Annotated in this window: 13 protein-coding genes; 7 read left to right on the top strand and 6 right to left on the bottom strand. The window is 71.7% G+C overall.

The window, feature by feature from the left end:
• Nucleotides 1-2 precede the first annotated feature (2 nt).
• Nucleotides 3-1,346 carry a DEAD/DEAH box helicase gene (locus tag ABI214_RS01525; protein WP_348605457.1) on the bottom strand — a complete coding sequence of 448 codons (1,344 nt, stop codon included), beginning with the start codon at nucleotides 1,344-1,346 and terminating at the stop codon, nucleotides 3-5.
• Nucleotides 1,347-1,428: 82 nt separating this feature from the next.
• On the opposite strand from ABI214_RS01525, the gene ABI214_RS01530 reads away from it, so the two are divergent.
• Nucleotides 1,429-1,932 carry a nucleoside deaminase gene (locus ABI214_RS01530; protein WP_348605458.1) on the top strand — a complete coding sequence of 168 codons (504 nt, stop codon included), beginning with the start codon at nucleotides 1,429-1,431 and terminating at the stop codon, nucleotides 1,930-1,932.
• A gap of 57 nt (nucleotides 1,933-1,989) precedes the next feature.
• On the opposite strand, the gene gndA is transcribed toward ABI214_RS01530, so the two are convergent.
• The 4 genes from gndA to ABI214_RS01550 all read right to left on the bottom strand — a co-directional run bounded on the left by gndA (nucleotide 1,990) and on the right by ABI214_RS01550 (nucleotide 7,490).
• Nucleotides 1,990-3,441, bottom strand: a complete 1,452-nt coding sequence (gene gndA / locus ABI214_RS01535) for an NADP-dependent phosphogluconate dehydrogenase (protein WP_348605459.1) — start codon at nucleotides 3,439-3,441, stop codon at nucleotides 1,990-1,992.
• Between the two features lie 139 nt (nucleotides 3,442-3,580).
• Entirely contained in the window at nucleotides 3,581-5,776 is a 2,196-nt protein-coding gene (locus ABI214_RS01540; protein ID WP_348611116.1) for a DEAD/DEAH box helicase, read from the bottom strand.
• Nucleotides 5,777-6,037: 261 nt separating this feature from the next.
• The gene (locus ABI214_RS01545; RefSeq protein WP_348605461.1) at nucleotides 6,038-7,003 is read right to left on the bottom strand and encodes a M56 family metallopeptidase; all 966 of its coding nucleotides are present in this window, start codon (nucleotides 7,001-7,003) and stop codon (nucleotides 6,038-6,040) included.
• A gap of 28 nt (nucleotides 7,004-7,031) precedes the next feature.
• Nucleotides 7,032-7,490, bottom strand: a complete 459-nt coding sequence (locus ABI214_RS01550) for a BlaI/MecI/CopY family transcriptional regulator (RefSeq protein WP_348605462.1) — start codon at nucleotides 7,488-7,490, stop codon at nucleotides 7,032-7,034.
• Between the two features lie 136 nt (nucleotides 7,491-7,626).
• On the opposite strand from ABI214_RS01550, the gene ABI214_RS01555 reads away from it, so the two are divergent.
• From ABI214_RS01555 to ABI214_RS01570, 4 genes are all read left to right on the top strand, one after another.
• Nucleotides 7,627-8,934: an alpha/beta hydrolase gene (locus ABI214_RS01555; protein WP_348605463.1), complete on the top strand. Its 1,308-nt coding sequence runs from the start codon at nucleotides 7,627-7,629 to the stop codon at nucleotides 8,932-8,934.
• A complete protein-coding gene (locus tag ABI214_RS01560; RefSeq protein ID WP_348605464.1) occupies nucleotides 8,931-11,465 on the top strand; it encodes a bifunctional lysylphosphatidylglycerol flippase/synthetase MprF in 2,535 nt (844 codons plus the stop codon). The genes ABI214_RS01555 and ABI214_RS01560 overlap by 4 nt, the downstream gene beginning before the upstream one ends.
• 94 nt (nucleotides 11,466-11,559) lie before the next feature.
• Nucleotides 11,560-12,084 (top strand): hypothetical protein, encoded by a 525-nt coding sequence (locus ABI214_RS01565; protein WP_348605465.1) that lies wholly within the window; start codon nucleotides 11,560-11,562, stop codon nucleotides 12,082-12,084.
• The gene (locus ABI214_RS01570; RefSeq protein ID WP_348605466.1) at nucleotides 12,081-12,734 is read left to right on the top strand and encodes an RES family NAD+ phosphorylase; all 654 of its coding nucleotides are present in this window, start codon (nucleotides 12,081-12,083) and stop codon (nucleotides 12,732-12,734) included. The genes ABI214_RS01565 and ABI214_RS01570 overlap by 4 nt, the downstream gene beginning before the upstream one ends.
• Before the next feature lie 11 nt (nucleotides 12,735-12,745).
• Here ABI214_RS01570 and ABI214_RS01575 read toward each other — a convergent pair whose 3' ends face one another.
• Nucleotides 12,746-13,270 (bottom strand): hypothetical protein, encoded by a 525-nt coding sequence (locus tag ABI214_RS01575; RefSeq protein WP_348605467.1) that lies wholly within the window; start codon nucleotides 13,268-13,270, stop codon nucleotides 12,746-12,748.
• A gap of 123 nt (nucleotides 13,271-13,393) precedes the next feature.
• Here ABI214_RS01575 and ABI214_RS01580 point away from each other — a divergent pair, with 123 nt between their 5' ends.
• Together ABI214_RS01580 and ABI214_RS01585 are read left to right on the top strand one after the other, a co-directional pair.
• Nucleotides 13,394-13,804, top strand: coding sequence for a VOC family protein (locus ABI214_RS01580; protein WP_348605468.1), 411 nt, complete (start codon nucleotides 13,394-13,396; stop codon nucleotides 13,802-13,804).
• Complete coding sequence (locus tag ABI214_RS01585; RefSeq protein ID WP_348605469.1) at nucleotides 13,804-14,415, top strand: glyoxalase; 612 nt, start codon at nucleotides 13,804-13,806, stop codon at nucleotides 14,413-14,415. Before ABI214_RS01580 ends, ABI214_RS01585 begins: the two co-directional genes overlap by 1 nt.
• Nucleotides 14,416-14,498 lie beyond the last annotated feature (83 nt).

The following is a 14,498-nucleotide window of genomic DNA, read 5'->3' on the forward strand; positions in this document are numbered from 1 at the left end:
GCTCAGTGTCCTCCGCGCCGGCGCCTTCCGTGCCCCGAACCCGGTCCCGCCGAACGTGTGCGCCGCCCGGCGTCCTGCGCCCGGTATCCCGGACCGCGGCCGCGCGGACTGCGCGGCTGTTCGGTGCGCGGCGGTGGTGCCGTCTCGCGCACCGGCTCCGGTACCGGCATGCCGCTGGGCTCGCGTGCGCCGGTCACAGTCTCCCAGCGCCGGTCGCGGCCGCCGACGGTGAGCGGGTCGACGTCCACCCCGGCGGCGCGCATCACCTTCGCGGCGGGGCCGCGCTCGTCCTCGGTCACCACCGTCACCACGACACCGGATTCCCCGGCGCGGGCGGTGCGTCCGGCACGGTGCAGGTACGCCTTCGGCTCGGTCGGCGGATCGACGTGCACGACGAGCGAGATGTCGTCGACGTGGATGCCGCGGGCCGCGACATCGGTCGCCACCAACACCGGCAGGGTGCCGTCGGAGAACTCGGCGAGCACCCGGGTGCGGTGACCCTGAGGCTTGTCGCCGTGCAGGCCGCCCGCCGCGATCCCGACCGCCCGCAACTCGTCGGTGAGCCGGTCCACGCCCGCCTTGGTGCGGACGAACAGCAGCGTCCGGCCCGCCCGGGCGGCGATCCGGGCGACAGTGTCGTACTTGATCTCTCGCGGCACGTGCAGCACGTGATGTTCCATCGAGTCGACGGCGGCGACGGCCTCAGCGGTCGCATGCGTGACGGGGTCGTGCAGGTAGCGCGCGACGAGCGTGTCGACCTCGCCGTCGAGGGTCGCGGAGAACAGCAGCCGCTGCGCCGACGCGGGGGTGCGGTCCAGGATCTCGGTGACCTGCGGCAGGAACCCCAGCTCGGCCATGTGGTCGGCCTCGTCGACGGTGGTGACGCGGACGTCGTCGAGCGTGACGGTGCCCTGCGCCAGGTGATCGGCCAGCCGCCCCGGCGTCGCGATCACGACGTCCACGGTGCGCGCGAGCTTGGTGGCCTGCCCCTTGAACGGGACACCGCCGACGATCGTCGCCGTGCGCAGCCCGAGCGCGAGCGCCGATTCGTCGAGTGCCTTCTCGATCTGGGCGGCCAGTTCGCGGGTGGGTGCCAGGACCACCGCGCGCGGGCGGGAGGGCCGGCTCGCGCCGCCCTTGAGGCGCACGAGCAGCGGCAGGCCGAACGCGAGGGTCTTGCCGGACCCGGTGGGGCCCCGGCCGAGGACGTCGCGTCCGGCGAGAATGTCGGGAATCGTCGCGGCCTGGATCGGGAACGGCGCCGAGATGCCCTCACGGCCGAGGGAATGCACCAGTGTGGTGGGCAATCCGAGCTGCGCGAAGGTGGGAGCGGGACGGTCGGGCATGAGGTCGGCGAGCCTTCCGGTTGTGAAGTCACAGGCTACCGCGGGTGACAATCATGGCTGACGAGTGAAAGAGGAGGTATTCGTGTCCGAATCCGGGAGCACCGATCGATCGGTGACCGAGACCGAGTTCCGGCACCTGCGGCGCTGCGTCGAACTGGCCGCCGAGGCACTGGCGGCTGGCGACGAGCCGTTCGGGTCGGTCCTGGCCACCGCGGACGGCACCGCCGTCGCGGAGGACCGCAACCGCATCGCCGACGGTGACAGCACCCGGCATCCCGAGTTCGAACTGGCTCGCTGGGCCGCCGAGAACCTGAGCGCCGGGGAACGTGCCGGCGCGACGGTGTACACGTCGGGGGAGCACTGCCCGATGTGCGCGGCCGCGCACGCGTGGGTGGGACTGGGCCGGATCGTGTACGTCGCCTCCACCGCGCAGCTGGTGGCGTGGCTGGACGAGATGGGGGTGCCGCCGGCGCCGGTCCGTCCGCTGCCGATCCAGGACGTCGCGCCGGGCGTGACCGTCGTGGGCCCGATCCCGGAACTGGTCGAGGACGTGCACCTGCTGCACCGCCGGCTCCACGGGGCGTGACACACGACGGGGGCGGACGCCGCTGCGTCCGCCCCCGTCGCCGGTCCGGTTACCGGATCAGGCCTCGACCTCGGAGCGGTCACCGCTCCAGAGGGTGTGGAACTTGCCCGGCATGTCGACGCGCTCGTAGGTGTGGGCGCCGAAGAAGTCGCGCTGACCCTGGGTCAGCGCGGCCGGCAGGCGCTCGGCGCGCAGGCCGTCGTAGTACGACAGCGAGGACGCGAACGCGGGCACCGGGATGCCGAGCGTGGTCGCGGTGACGACGACCCGACGCCAGCTGTCGATCGCGTTCTCGATCGCCTCACGGAAGTACGGCTCGACGATCAGCGACGTCAGATCCGGGTTGGTGTCGTATGCCTCCTTGATCCGGTTCAGGAAGCGGGCACGGATGATGCAGCCGCCGCGCCAGATGGTCGCGAGATCGCCGGGGGTGAGATTCCAGCCGTACTCCTCGCTCCCGGCGCGGATCTGGTCGAAGCCCTGCGCGTACGCGACGATCTTCGACGCGTACAGCGCGCGGCGGATGTCCTCGGTGAACTGCTCGACATCGGTCGGCTTGGCACCCAGCTCACCCGACGCCAGGTCACGGGCGGCCTTGCGCTGCTCACGCGAGCCGGACAGGGCGCGGGCGAAGACGGCCTCTGCGATGCCGGTGACCGGCACACCCAGGTCGAGCGCGGACTTGACCGTCCAGCGGCCGGTGCCCTTCTGCTCGGCGGCGTCGACGATCACGTCCACCAGTGCCTTGCCGGTCTTGGCGTCCTTCTGCCGCAGCACCTCCGCGGTGATCTCCACCAGGTAGCTCTCGAGGTCGCCGCCGTTCCACTCGGTGAACACGTCGGCGATCTTCTCGGCGTCGAAGCCGAGCGCGTCGCGGAACAGGTTGTACGCCTCGCCGATGAGCTGCATGTCGGCGTACTCGATGCCGTTGTGCACCATCTTCACGAAGTGGCCGGAGCCGTCCGGGCCGATGTGCGTGCAGCACGGGGTGCCGTCGACGTGCGCCGAGATCGACTCGAGCAGCGGGCCCAGCGCCTTGTACGACTCCTTGGGGCCGCCCGGCATGATCGACGGGCCGTTGAGCGCGCCCTCCTCGCCGCCGGAGATCCCCGCGCCGACGAAGTGCAGTCCGCGCTCGCGCAGCGCCGCCTCGCGGCGGATCGTGTCGGTGTACAGCGCGTTGCCGCCGTCGATGATGATGTCGCCGGGCTCCATCGCGTCGGCGAGCTCCTCGATGACCGCGTCAGTAGCGTCGCCGGCCTTGACCATGATCAGCACGCGTCGCGGCTTCTGCAGCGCGCCGACGAACTCCTCGATGGTCTCGGTGCGGACGAAGTCGCCCTCGTCGCCATGCTCGGCCAGGAGCGCGTCGGTCTTCGCGATGCTGCGGTTGTGCAGAGCCACCGTGTGTCCGTGGCGGGCGAAGTTGCGGGCGATGTTGGATCCCATAACGGCGAGCCCGGTGACGCCGATCTGGGCGCGGGCAGCCTCGGTGCTGTCGATGGTCATGGTTACAGCTTCCCCCGTGGACCCCCGGTAATGCGAACCGGCCCCGCTGTTCGGGAAGTGACATCCGCGACGCATTCGGCCCCGGCCGCCCTGGATGGGGCGACCGGGGCCGAATGTCTGTCAGCGACCAGGTTGTTCGCTACTGGTTACGATCCCGGCTCGGGCCGGTGAAGCCGTCGTAACTGCGACGCTCGGTGCGGCTGCGGAACCCGTTGGAACGCTGCTCGGGCTGCGCGCCACCCTGACGGCGGTCGCCGAAGCTGCGCTCGCCGCGGGTGTCGCCGTCCCGGCGGGGCGGACGACTGTCGAAGTCGCGGCGGGGACCGCGGCTGTCGCGGTTGTCGCGGTTGTCGAAGTCGCGGCGCGGACGGTCGTCCCGGTTGCCCCGGAAGTCCCGGCCGTCGCCGTCGCGGCGCGGGCCACGGTTGTCGAAGTCCCGACGCGGTCCGCGGTTCTCGAAGTCGCGGCGCGGCGCGCGATGGTCGTTGTCGCGACGCGGTCCACGATCGCGATCGCCGAAGCTGCGCTCGCCACGGTTCTCGCGGAAGCCGCCGCCGTCGTTGCGACGGTCACCGAAGTCCCGGCGCGGACGGTCGTCGCGGCTGTAGCCCGAACCGCGGTTGTCGCGGTCGCCGAAGTCGCGGCGCGGGCCACGATCGCGATCACCGAAGCTGCGATCGCCGCGGTCGTTGCGATCTCCGAACGAGCGGTTGCCGCGGTCCGCGAAGTCGCGGCGGGGACCGCGATCGTCGCGGTTGCCGCGGAAGCCGCCGCCGTCACCGTCGCGGCGCGGCGCCCGGTTGTCCCGATCGCCGAAGTCCCGGCGCGGGCCGTCGAAGTCGCGGCGCGGGCCGCGATCCCCGAAGCTGCGGTCACCCTGGTTGCGGTCACCGAAGTCGCGGCGCGGACGGTCGTCCCGGTTGCCCCGGAAACCGCCGCCGTCGCCGTCACGGCGCGGGCCACGGTCGCCGAAGTCCCGGCGGGGTCCGCGATCGTCGCGGTTGCTCGAGTGTCCTCGGAAGCCACCCTCGCGGCGAGGTCCGCGGTCGCCGAACGAACGACGGTCGCCGCGGCCGTCGCGGTCGGGGCGGAAGTAGCTCTCGCGCACCGGCTCTCCGCTCGGCGCCTGAGCGCCGGTGATCGCGGCCAGCTCCTCGGAGCCGGGGAAGACCGGGACTGCGGTGGCGTCGACGCCCGCCATGCCGGTGAGGCGACGGAACTGGCGACGCTGGTTCGGCAGCACGATCGCGGCGACCACGCCGGCCTCGCCGGCGCGGGCGGTGCGACCCGCGCGGTGCAGGTAGTCCTTGTGGTCCTGCGGCGGATCGACGTGGACGACGAGGTCGATGCCGTCGACGTGGATGCCGCGGGCCGCGACGTCGGTCGCCACCAGCACCGGGGTGCGACCGTTCTTGAACCGCTCGAGCACGCGGGTGCGCTGGTTCTGTGCCTTGCCACCGTGCAGGGCCTCGGCCGCGACACCCTGCTCCCGCAGGCGTTCGACGACACCCTCGGTGCCCAGCTTGGTGCGCGCGAACATGATGGTCCGGCCGCCCTTGCGGGACGCGATCTCGGCGAGCACGGCGTCCTTCTGGCCGCGTTCGACGAGAAGCACGTAGTGGTCCATCGTGGTGACCGACGCGCGGCCGTCCTGCGTCGAATGCAGCTCGTGCTGGGGCAGGAATTCGCGGACCAGGGCCTGCACGTCGTTGTCGAGCGTCGCCGAGAACAGCAGTCGCTGGCTGTCGTCGGGGGTATCGCCGAGCAGTGACCGGACCTCGGGCAGGAAGCCCATGTCGGCCATCTGGTCGGCCTCGTCGAGCGCGGTCATCTCGATCTCGTCGAGCACGCACGTGTTCTGCCGCAGGTGGTCGCCGAGGCGTCCGGGGGTGGCGACGAGGATGTCGACGCCGCGCCGCAGCTGGTCGACCTGCTTCGTGAAGGGGGTGCCGCCCACCGCGGCGCGCACGTTCAGCCCGAGGCTGCCGGCGTACGGGGTGAGCGAGTCGACCACCTGGAACGCCAGCTCACGGGTGGGAACCAGCACCAGCGCGCGCGGGCGCTTCGGCGCCGGACGGTCGTCGTGGCGGGCCAGGCGCGCCAGCATCGGCAGGCCGAAGGCCAGGGTCTTGCCCGAGCCGGTCTGGGCGCGGCCGAGGATGTTCTTGCCGGCGATCGCGTCCGGGATCGCCATCGCCTGGATCGGCGACGGCACGGTGATCGAGTTGCGGGCCAGCGCGGCCACGACGGGCTCGGGCAGGCCGATTTCGGCGAACGTGGCCTCGGGCGCGTCGGTGGACGGCGCCTCGAGCTCGGCGTTGTCGCCGTCGTTCAGGGGGTCAGGGGCAGCAGAAGTCACGCGGATATACCTCTCCGGACGTCGGGCACGTCGCGGAGCGGGCTGTCACGCAGCCGCACGAAGAGACGAGCCAGGGCACAATTCACCTGGCCATCCGTGCGCTCTACGCGGGGGAGATGGGGCTGTGTGCCTCACATGAATGATCGGGCCCGTCAGCGGGCCGTCGTCGAGTGTACGCGATCCCGCCTCGTGCCGACGGCCCGGACGAGGCGGTGTGACCCGCCTAACTGACGGCGATCAGGGCTGCGCCGGCGAGAACAGGCGGCTCAGCTCCACCAGCCACGGCACCGCGACGGCGATCGTCGGGACCACCAGGATCGCGGCCGCGGCGAAGTAGGCGGCCGCCGCGACCCGCACGTCCGCGCCGGCGCCGCTGAGACGCTGGACCCGAACCAGGGTGCTCGGCCCGCCGACCGCCATCGCGCCGCGGGGGGCGGTGGATCCGGCGCACGTGACCAGGGCGCGGGCGAGCGGACCCGGGCCGGTGACCTTGACGGCGGAGTCGTCGGCCAGCAGTTCGACGAGCAACTGCACCGACCCGAGAGCCGACTTGGACCGGACCACCCGCGGGAACGCCTGGTGCACGGCGGTGAACGCCTCGAGCACCAGGTCGTGGCGGGCGCGCAGGTGCGAGCGCTCGTGGGTGAGGATCGCGGTGACCTCGGCGTCGTTGAGCGAGTTCAGCGTCCCCTCGCTGAGGACGACGCGCTGCCGCAGCCCCGGCAGGCAGTATGCGATCGGTTCGGCGGCGTCGAGGACACGGACGTCGGGGAGTCGCTTGAGCGTCGCCGAGAGGTCGACGTCACCGCGGTCGAGCAGGTCGACGAGCATGCGGTGCCGTGCGCGACGGCGACGGGTGTGCACGGCCACCCGCACGATCGAGAAGATCAGCTTCCCGCCGATCAGCAGCGTGAGGCCGAAGACGACGACGTACAGAATCCACAGCGGCAGCCCGAGCGCGTCGATCTCGGCCATCGGCTCCGTCGTGGGACGGCCGTCCCGGCCGGGAACGAGGAGGCGGCTGGCGATCGCCAGTCCGGAACTGAATGCCGACAGCACCGCGGCCAACGCGATCGCCTGCCAGAGGACCAGGGCGGCGCGGGGCGAGCGGAACGGCCACTGCGCACGGCTCAGCAGCGCCGGCACGGGACCCGTCAGGAGGAGCGCGAGCACCCCGAATGCAAGCGCCGTGGGGGCGTTCATCGGTGACATGTCATGGCGTCGAGGGGCCTCAGCTCGCCCGGCCGGTGCCCGGGTGCAGACCGGCGGTTCCCGGCGCGTGCATCGGGGTCGGCTGGGAAGCCTTCTGCGCCTTCTCGGCCTCGGACTCCTCGAGCGCGGCGAGCGCCTCACGCAGGGCAGCGGCCTCGTCGGCGCCGACCTGTCCGACGAAGTGGACGAGTGCGGCGGCGCGCTCACCGGAGGCGTCGGCCTGCTGCAGCGCGTCGACCATGAGGCTCGCGACCAGCTCGTCGCGGCCGTGTACCGGGACGTAGCGGTGGGCTCGGTCGTCGCGCTGCTGGATGACGAGATGCTTCTTCGCCAGCCGCTGCAGGACGGTCATCACCGTGGTGTACGCCAGCTCCCGTCGCGAAGCGAGGGCCTCGTGTACCTGCCGCACCGTCTGAGGTTCCGACATGGACCACAGGTGATCCATCACTGCACGTTCGAGCTCGCCGAGTCCAGCCATGCTGCAATTCTACGGACCGCCCGCTCCGAATGCTTACTACTGGTGGTAGTAAGTTTTCGGCGCGTCGTGTGGTAATGGCCGCACCACGGATCCGGCCGGTATACCGGTGGGGAAAACCCGTCACGCTGGAGGTTCGGTGTCGCAGTGGCTCGATCGTCTCTCGTTGGTCTCCGGGCCACTGCCTGTCCTCGTCGCGATCTGCGGCGTCGCCGGGGCCGGCTGGCTCGTCGCGAGTCGGCGCCGATGGTTCCTGCGGTGGGCGCTGCCGCTGTCGCTGATCACGGCGGCGGCGGCCACGCTCGTCCTCTACGTCGTCGTCGAGCGCGTGTGGCGGCCGTTTCCGGACCCGATCGAGAAGTCGGTCTACGCGTGGATCGGCGTCGGGCTGTGGGCGGCACTGCTGCTGGTTCCCCGGGCGCTCGCCGGCCGCCGGTGGACGATCCCGGTGTCCGTCGTCGCAGTCGGGGCCGTCGTGCTCGCCGTCGGACTGCAGATCAACCAGATCTTCTACGCCTACCCGACGGTCGGGACGGCGTTGGGGCTGCCGGATCCCGACCGGATCGACTTCGCGCAGGTCCCGCCCCCGACCGGCCCGGTCGTCACCGGGCGGCCCCTCGAGGAGGCGTGGGCGCCACAGGCGCCGAGTGACATGCCGTCCAGTGGGAAGTACGCGACAGTGCCGATCCCCGGCGAGAAGTCCGGCTACACCGCGCGCGACGCCGTCGTCTACCTCCCGCCCGCCTACTTCAGCTCCCCACGGCCGCTGCTGCCGGTGCTGGTGCTGCTAGCCGGGCAGCCAGGCTCGCCCGAGGACTGGCTCAACGGCGGCAAGCTCACCGCGACGATGGACGAGTTCGCGCGGGCGCACCACGGCCTCACACCCGTGGTCGTCGTCGCCGACGGCACCGGATCGCAGCTCGCCAACCCGCTGTGCCTCGATTCGAAGCTCGGGAACGTCGCCACGTACCTGGCCGTCGACGTGCCGGCCTGGACGAAGTCGCATCTGCAGGTGAACCCGGATCCGCGGGCGTGGGCCGTCGGCGGCCTGTCCTACGGCGGGACGTGCGCGCTGCAGTTGGCGACGAACTACCCGCAGGTGTATCCGACGTTCCTCGACCTGTCGGGGCAGGAGGAGCCGACGCTCGGCGATCGCAAACGCACCGTCGACGAGGCGTTCGGTGGTGACGAGGCCGCGTTCGTCGCCGTGAATCCGATGGATCTGATGAAGACGCGCCGCTATCCGGACACGGCGGGGATCATCGTCGTGGGCTCCCGCGACGACGCCTACCGGGGCGGGGCGCAGAAGGTGTTCGAGGCCGCGAAGGGCGCAGGCATGGACGTGCAGTACGTGGAGGTGCCGGGGGCGCACAGCTTCTCGGTGTGGTCCGCCGGGCTGCGTGACGAACTCGACTGGCTGGCGAAGCGGTTGGGGCTGATCGCGTGAACGCGTTGCGGCGCTATGCCCGCCGGGTCGTCGACCTGCTCCGGTACGGAGCCGCCGGGGCCCCGGTCAGCATCAGCCTGCTGGCGCTGATCTGGGTGCTCGGCTTCGCGTCCGACTCCGTCGCGCACGGGCGCGCACAGTTCGTGGACCGGCACCTGGCGGTCGGGATCGGCCCGATCGAGCACTGGCGGCTGTGGACGCCGCTCACCGCCGGGCTGTGGACGAACGGGCTCGTCGGCTACCTCGGGGCCACCGCGCTGGTCTTCCTGGTCGCGGCGCCGCTCGAACGCCGCATCGGATCGGGCCGGTTCGCGATCTCCGCGCTCGTGACGCAGGTCGCGGGCACGGCGCTCGGGTTGGCCGTGGCCGCGGTGGTCAAGCTGCTCGACTCCGGCTGGGGTTTCCGGCTGCACATCGGGACCGCGGTCGGTCCCACGACCTGGATCCTCGGTACCGCGATGGTGGCCAGCGCGTCGATGGACACGCTGTGGCGCCGGCGGATCCGCGTCGGTCTGCTCGCGCTGACGATCACGCTGGTGCTGTTCGCCGGCCAACTGCAGGACGTGATCCGGCTCGGCGCCGTCGTGGTGGGACTGTGCCTGGGGCCGTGGATCGTGGGCCGTTCGGCCCGCGGGCCGCGGATCACCGGCACCCGCCGCGAGGGCCGGGTGCTGGTCGCCATCGTGGTGGCGGCCACCTCGATCGGCACGATGCTCGCGGCGCTCTCGCCGCACGCCGTCGGGCCGCTCGCGGTGCTGCGTGACCTGTTCCGCGGTGCGCCGTGGACGGCGGCGGAGGTGCGCGAGATCTGCGAGGAGGCGCCGTCCGGTCCGGACTGCCGGCGCGGCGAACTCGACCTGCGCCTGTCCGGTGTCGGCCCGACGCTGCTGAGCCTGATGCCGTCGGTGTTCCTGCTGGTGCTGTGCGACGGGCTGCGCCGGGGGCGGCGGTTCGCGTGGATCGCCTCCACCGTCGCGCAGGTGGTGCTGCTGGCGCTGTCGGTGCTGAACTTCGTGGTCCGGTACGTCGACTTCGTCCACGGGCAGACGCTGTTCTACGGGCTCGAGTCGCCCAGCGTGTACCGCACCCTCGCGCCGTTCCTGACGCCGCTGGCGCTGCTGATCCTGCTGGTCGCGACCCGCAAACTGTTCGACGTCTCGGCACCCCCGAAGACCTACCGGCGCCTGTTCGGCAAGCTCGCGGTCCTGGTCGTCGCGCTCGGCGTGCTCTACGTCCTCGGCGGGCTGTGGGCGCGGAACGGATTCGACCGGCGGCCGACCGTGGGCACCCTGATCGCGGACTTCCCGGAACGGCTGGTGCCGCCGGTGTACCTGCAGCTGCTCGATCCGCGCCTGCTGCCCGTGGACTGGGCGTCGACGCTGCTGTACGAGTGGACGGGCGTGGTGTTCTGGGTGGTCGCGTGCGTGCTGGTGGCGGCGACGTTCCTGCGGCCGGCGTACGGCGCCGACAGCGGTGCCGCCGAGCGGGCGCGCGAGATCCTCACGTCCGGGTCGGGCAGCGCGCTGTCGTGGATGACGACCTGGCGCGGCAACTCGTACTGGTTCGGGCCCGGCGGCGACAGCTACGTCGCCTACCGCGTGATCGGGGGCGTCGCGCTCACCACCGGCGGTCCGGTGGGGCCGCCGAACCGGGTGCGCGACGACGTCGCGGGCTTCGCCGAGTTCGCGTCCGCCAACGGCTGGATCCCGTGCTTCTACTCGGTCACCGGCGACGTCCGTGATGCCGCGGACGCGCACGGCTGGGTGACCGTGCAGGTGGCCGAGGAGACGGTGCTGGATCTGGGGTCGATCGCGTTCACCGGCAAGAAGTTCCAGGACGTGCGCACCGCCCTCAACAAGGCCGCGAAATCGGGGATCACCGCCGAGTGGATCGACCTCCACACCGCCCCGCTCGCGATCACCGACCAGATCACGGCGATCTCCGAGGAATGGGTCGCGGACAAGGGCATGCCCGAGATGGGATTCACCCTCGGCGGGCTGCAGGAGATGGACGACCCGGAGGTGCGGTGCCTGGTCGCCGTCGACGAGGAGCGCACCGTGCACGGGGTGACGTCGTGGCTACCGGTCCACCGGGACGGCCGGGTGGTCGGCTGGACGCTCGACTTCATGCGGCGCCGCGCCGAGGGCTTCCGCCCGTCGATGGAGTTCCTCATCGCCTCGGCCGCGCTGCTGCTCGAGCAGGAGGGCGCCGAGTTCGTGAGCCTGTCCGGCGCGCCGCTGGCCACCGTCCGGCAGGAGGCGGAGACCGTTCCCGTGGACGTGCGCCCCGGCCTGTCCGAGGCGCTGGACTCGGTGCTCGAGATGCTCGGCCAGACCCTCGAACCGGTGTACGGGTTCCGGTCGCTGCTGGCGTTCAAGTCGAAGTTCCAGCCGCGCTACGACCCGATGTACATGTGCTTCGCGGACCCGGTGGCGCTGCCGAGCATCGGCAACGCGATCGGCCGCGCCTACCTGCCGGACGTGTCGTTCGGGCAGGGTGTGCGGCTGGTGCGGAGCCTGATCCAGCGCTGATCCGGTGCCGGACACCCACCACGACGGGTTGACGTGGTTGACTGACGCTGGCACGGTGGGGTTGACGTGGTTGACCGGACGAAGGGATGGGCCGATGTCGTCGCTGCTCGACCAGGAGCGGGAGCTGATGGAACTGCTGTCGCGTCGCGTCCACCGCACGTTCGAGGCGGCCGCCGCGGCCGGTGTGCCCGCCGAGACGTTTGCCGACGTCGAGGCGATCGCCGACGCGATGTCCGCGGCGCTGCCCGCCAGCCACGTCTACGACCGGCTCGTCGGCCCGTTCTACGACACCGCCGGACTCACGCGGTGGTGGCGGGTGAGCCGCCAGTCGGTGAGCAAGAAGATCGCCACCAACGCGGTGATCGCGTGTCGGCTCGAGGACGGCCAGTGGGTGTACCCCACGTGGCAGTTCACGAGCAGCGGCGCCGTGCACCCCGGGCTGGTGGAGGTGTGGCGGATCCTGCGCGGCGCGGCCGACGCGTGGACGTGCGCGCTGTGGTTGCGGACCCCGCAGGACGGCCTGGGCGGGAAGTCGGCCGCCGACTGGCTGCTCGACGACGGCCCCGTCGAACCGGTCCGGGTCGCCGCCCGCGCGGACGCGCAGCGGTGGGCTGCGTGAGCGGGGAGACCACCGAGACCAGCGAGACCACAACCCGGGAGCGGATCGCCCTGGCCGAACCGGGATCCCAGCCGCTCGACGGATTCCCGGGCTGGCTGCTGACCCCGCGCCGCCGCCTGCTGCGCGGGCACAAGACCCGGAACGGGCCGTGGTGGTTCGCGTCGACCGGCGGCGGCCGCTTCGACCTCGACGAGCCGCGCGGCACCTGTTACGTCGCGTTCGACGAGCGCACCGCCGTCCGGGAGACGGTCGGCGAGGTGCTCACCTCCGGCGGCGTCGTCACCGCGGAGTTCGCCGCCGAGCGGTCGCTGTCGACGCTGCGGGTCCCGGCCCGCCGGCGCCTGGCCGACACGTGCGCCGAGACGGCCGCCGACTTCGGGCTCACCCGCGAGCTGTGCACGCTCACCCCGTACGAGCTGCCGCGCCGGTGGGCGACCGCCCTCGCCGGCCTGTTCGACGGGCTCCGCTACCAGACCCGCTTCACCACCGGGCCCGGCGCGAACGCCGCCGCGCTGTTCGGCGCCGCCGGGGCCCGGGACGACTGGCCGGTCGACGACGCGCCCGAGCCGTTCGGGGTGGCCGCGCGGCGCTGCGGGTTCACCGTCGGGGCGCTTCCACGGACCGTCCGCATCGTCGAGCCGCCGGGCTGACCGGTCCGGGACTAGGGAACCTGGAGGACCCCGACGCCGACGCCGACGGGGTGGTGATCCCCGGTGGCCCGGGCGGCTGCGTCGACGTCGGCGGTCGCAACGACGACGCCGCTGCCGGTGGACACCATCGCAGGGAGGTATCGACACCAATCCTCGCCCGAGAAGGGGCGGCTGTAGTCGAGCGGCACTTTCCCGATCTCGGTGCTGCCGGTAGCGCCGGTGGTGAGGTTTCGCCAGGTGACCGACACGACGAGGCAGTCGTACGGGGTGGCCGCTGCGGTGGTCGGCGCCGCTGCAGTGAAGGTCACGACGCCGGGGGCATCCGTCGTCGCCGACGGCGTCAGGGCCGCCACAGGCGGGATATAGCACCGGAATCCGACGCCGCACCCGGACAGGAACGTCACGGGGATCTGAAACGCCGTCGTCGCTGCGGTCGGGCTCGCGGCGGCTGTGGTCGACATGCCGAGCGCAAGCGCGAGAACCGCTACGGACGCAAGGATTCCGGCGACAAGTGGACGAATCGGTGCACCGCTCATGTCGTGACCTCCCGAGTGGGATCGCGCCCCGACCTGCTGAGCTTCGAGCGTACTGCGCCGAGCGCCGGGAACCGATCAGGAATCGAGAAGCGACGCCCGCGCAGCGCACATAGCGTTGCGGACATGAACATCACCATTCACTCCGCCTTCCTGCCGCACACCGACCGCGACGCCACCCTGGCCTTCTACCGCGACCTGCTCGGCTTCGAGGTCCGCAAGGAGGTCGGCTACAACGACATGTACTGGATCACCGTCGGCCACCCGGACCAGCCGGACACCTCCCTGGTCCTGCATCCGCCGGCCGCCGACCCCGGGATCACCGACGACGAGCGCCGCATGATCACCGAGATGATGGCCAAGGGGACGTACGCGATCCTCACCCTGGCCACCCCGGACCTCGACGACACCTTCGCCAAGCTGGCGGCCGGCGACGCCGACATCGTCCAGGAGCCGACCCAGCAGCCGTACGGCATCCGGGACTGCGCCGTCCGCGACCCCGCCGGCAACCTGATCCGCATCAACGAGGTGCCGTGATGACCACCGTCCAGGCCCTCACCCTCGAAGCGCCCGATCCAGCATCCGCGGAGGCGTTCTACGCCGCGCTCGGGGTCGGCAAGTACATCGACGTCCGCGCCGGGCAGGAACCGACCACCGGATTCCGCGGCTACACCCTCTCACTCGTGGTGTCCCAGCCGAACATCGTCGACGCGTTCGTCGACGCCGCGCTCGACGGCGGCGCCGCCACCGTCAAGCCCCCGAAGAAGAGCCTGTGGGGATACGGCGGGGTGGTGCAGGCCCCGGACGGCGCGTTGTGGAAGGTCGCGACCTCGTCGAAGAAGAACACGGGCCCCGCCGTCCGGGAGTTCGACGACCTCGTGCTGCTGCTCGGTGTCTCGGATGTCAAGGCCAGCAAGCAGTTCTACGTCGAGCACGGGCTCGAGGTGGCGAAGAGCTTCGGCCGCAAGTACGTCGAGTTCGCCAACCCGTCGACGAAGGTGAAACTTGCCCTCTACGGTCGCCGCGCCCTCGCCAAGGACGCCGGCGTGCCCGAGGACGGCACCGGATCGCACCGGATCGTCGTCGGCAGCGACGCCGGGTCGTTCACCGATCCGGACGGGTTCGCGTGGGAGGCCGCACACGCCTGAACTCGCCGTTCACCCACGCTGGGTGAGGCATCCGCCGCGCCCGAGGTGTCACGCTGCGGAAGCGTCCAGCGATCGTGTCGGTC

The organism is Prescottella soli, assembly GCF_040024445.1.
Classification (GTDB): domain Bacteria; phylum Actinomycetota; class Actinomycetes; order Mycobacteriales; family Mycobacteriaceae; genus Prescottella; species Prescottella soli.

Bases quoted from the DNA above. Each gene is read 5' to 3' on its own strand.
- ABI214_RS01525 (WP_348605457.1), bottom strand. From the start codon at position 1,346: ATGCCCGACCGTCCCGCTCCCACCTTCGCGCAGCTCGGATTGCCCACC.
- gndA (WP_348605459.1), bottom strand. From the start codon at position 3,441: ATGACCATCGACAGCACCGAGGCTGCCCGCGCCCAGATCGGCGTCACC.
- ABI214_RS01545 (WP_348605461.1), bottom strand. From the start codon at position 7,003: ATGAACGCCCCCACGGCGCTTGCATTCGGGGTGCTCGCGCTCCTCCTG.
- ABI214_RS01550 (WP_348605462.1), bottom strand. From the start codon at position 7,490: ATGGCTGGACTCGGCGAGCTCGAACGTGCAGTGATGGATCACCTGTGG.
- ABI214_RS01565 (WP_348605465.1), top strand. From the start codon at position 11,560: ATGTCGTCGCTGCTCGACCAGGAGCGGGAGCTGATGGAACTGCTGTCG.
- ABI214_RS01575 (WP_348605467.1), bottom strand. From the start codon at position 13,270: ATGAGCGGTGCACCGATTCGTCCACTTGTCGCCGGAATCCTTGCGTCC.
- ABI214_RS01580 (WP_348605468.1), top strand. From the start codon at position 13,394: ATGAACATCACCATTCACTCCGCCTTCCTGCCGCACACCGACCGCGAC.
- ABI214_RS01585 (WP_348605469.1), top strand. From the start codon at position 13,804: ATGACCACCGTCCAGGCCCTCACCCTCGAAGCGCCCGATCCAGCATCC.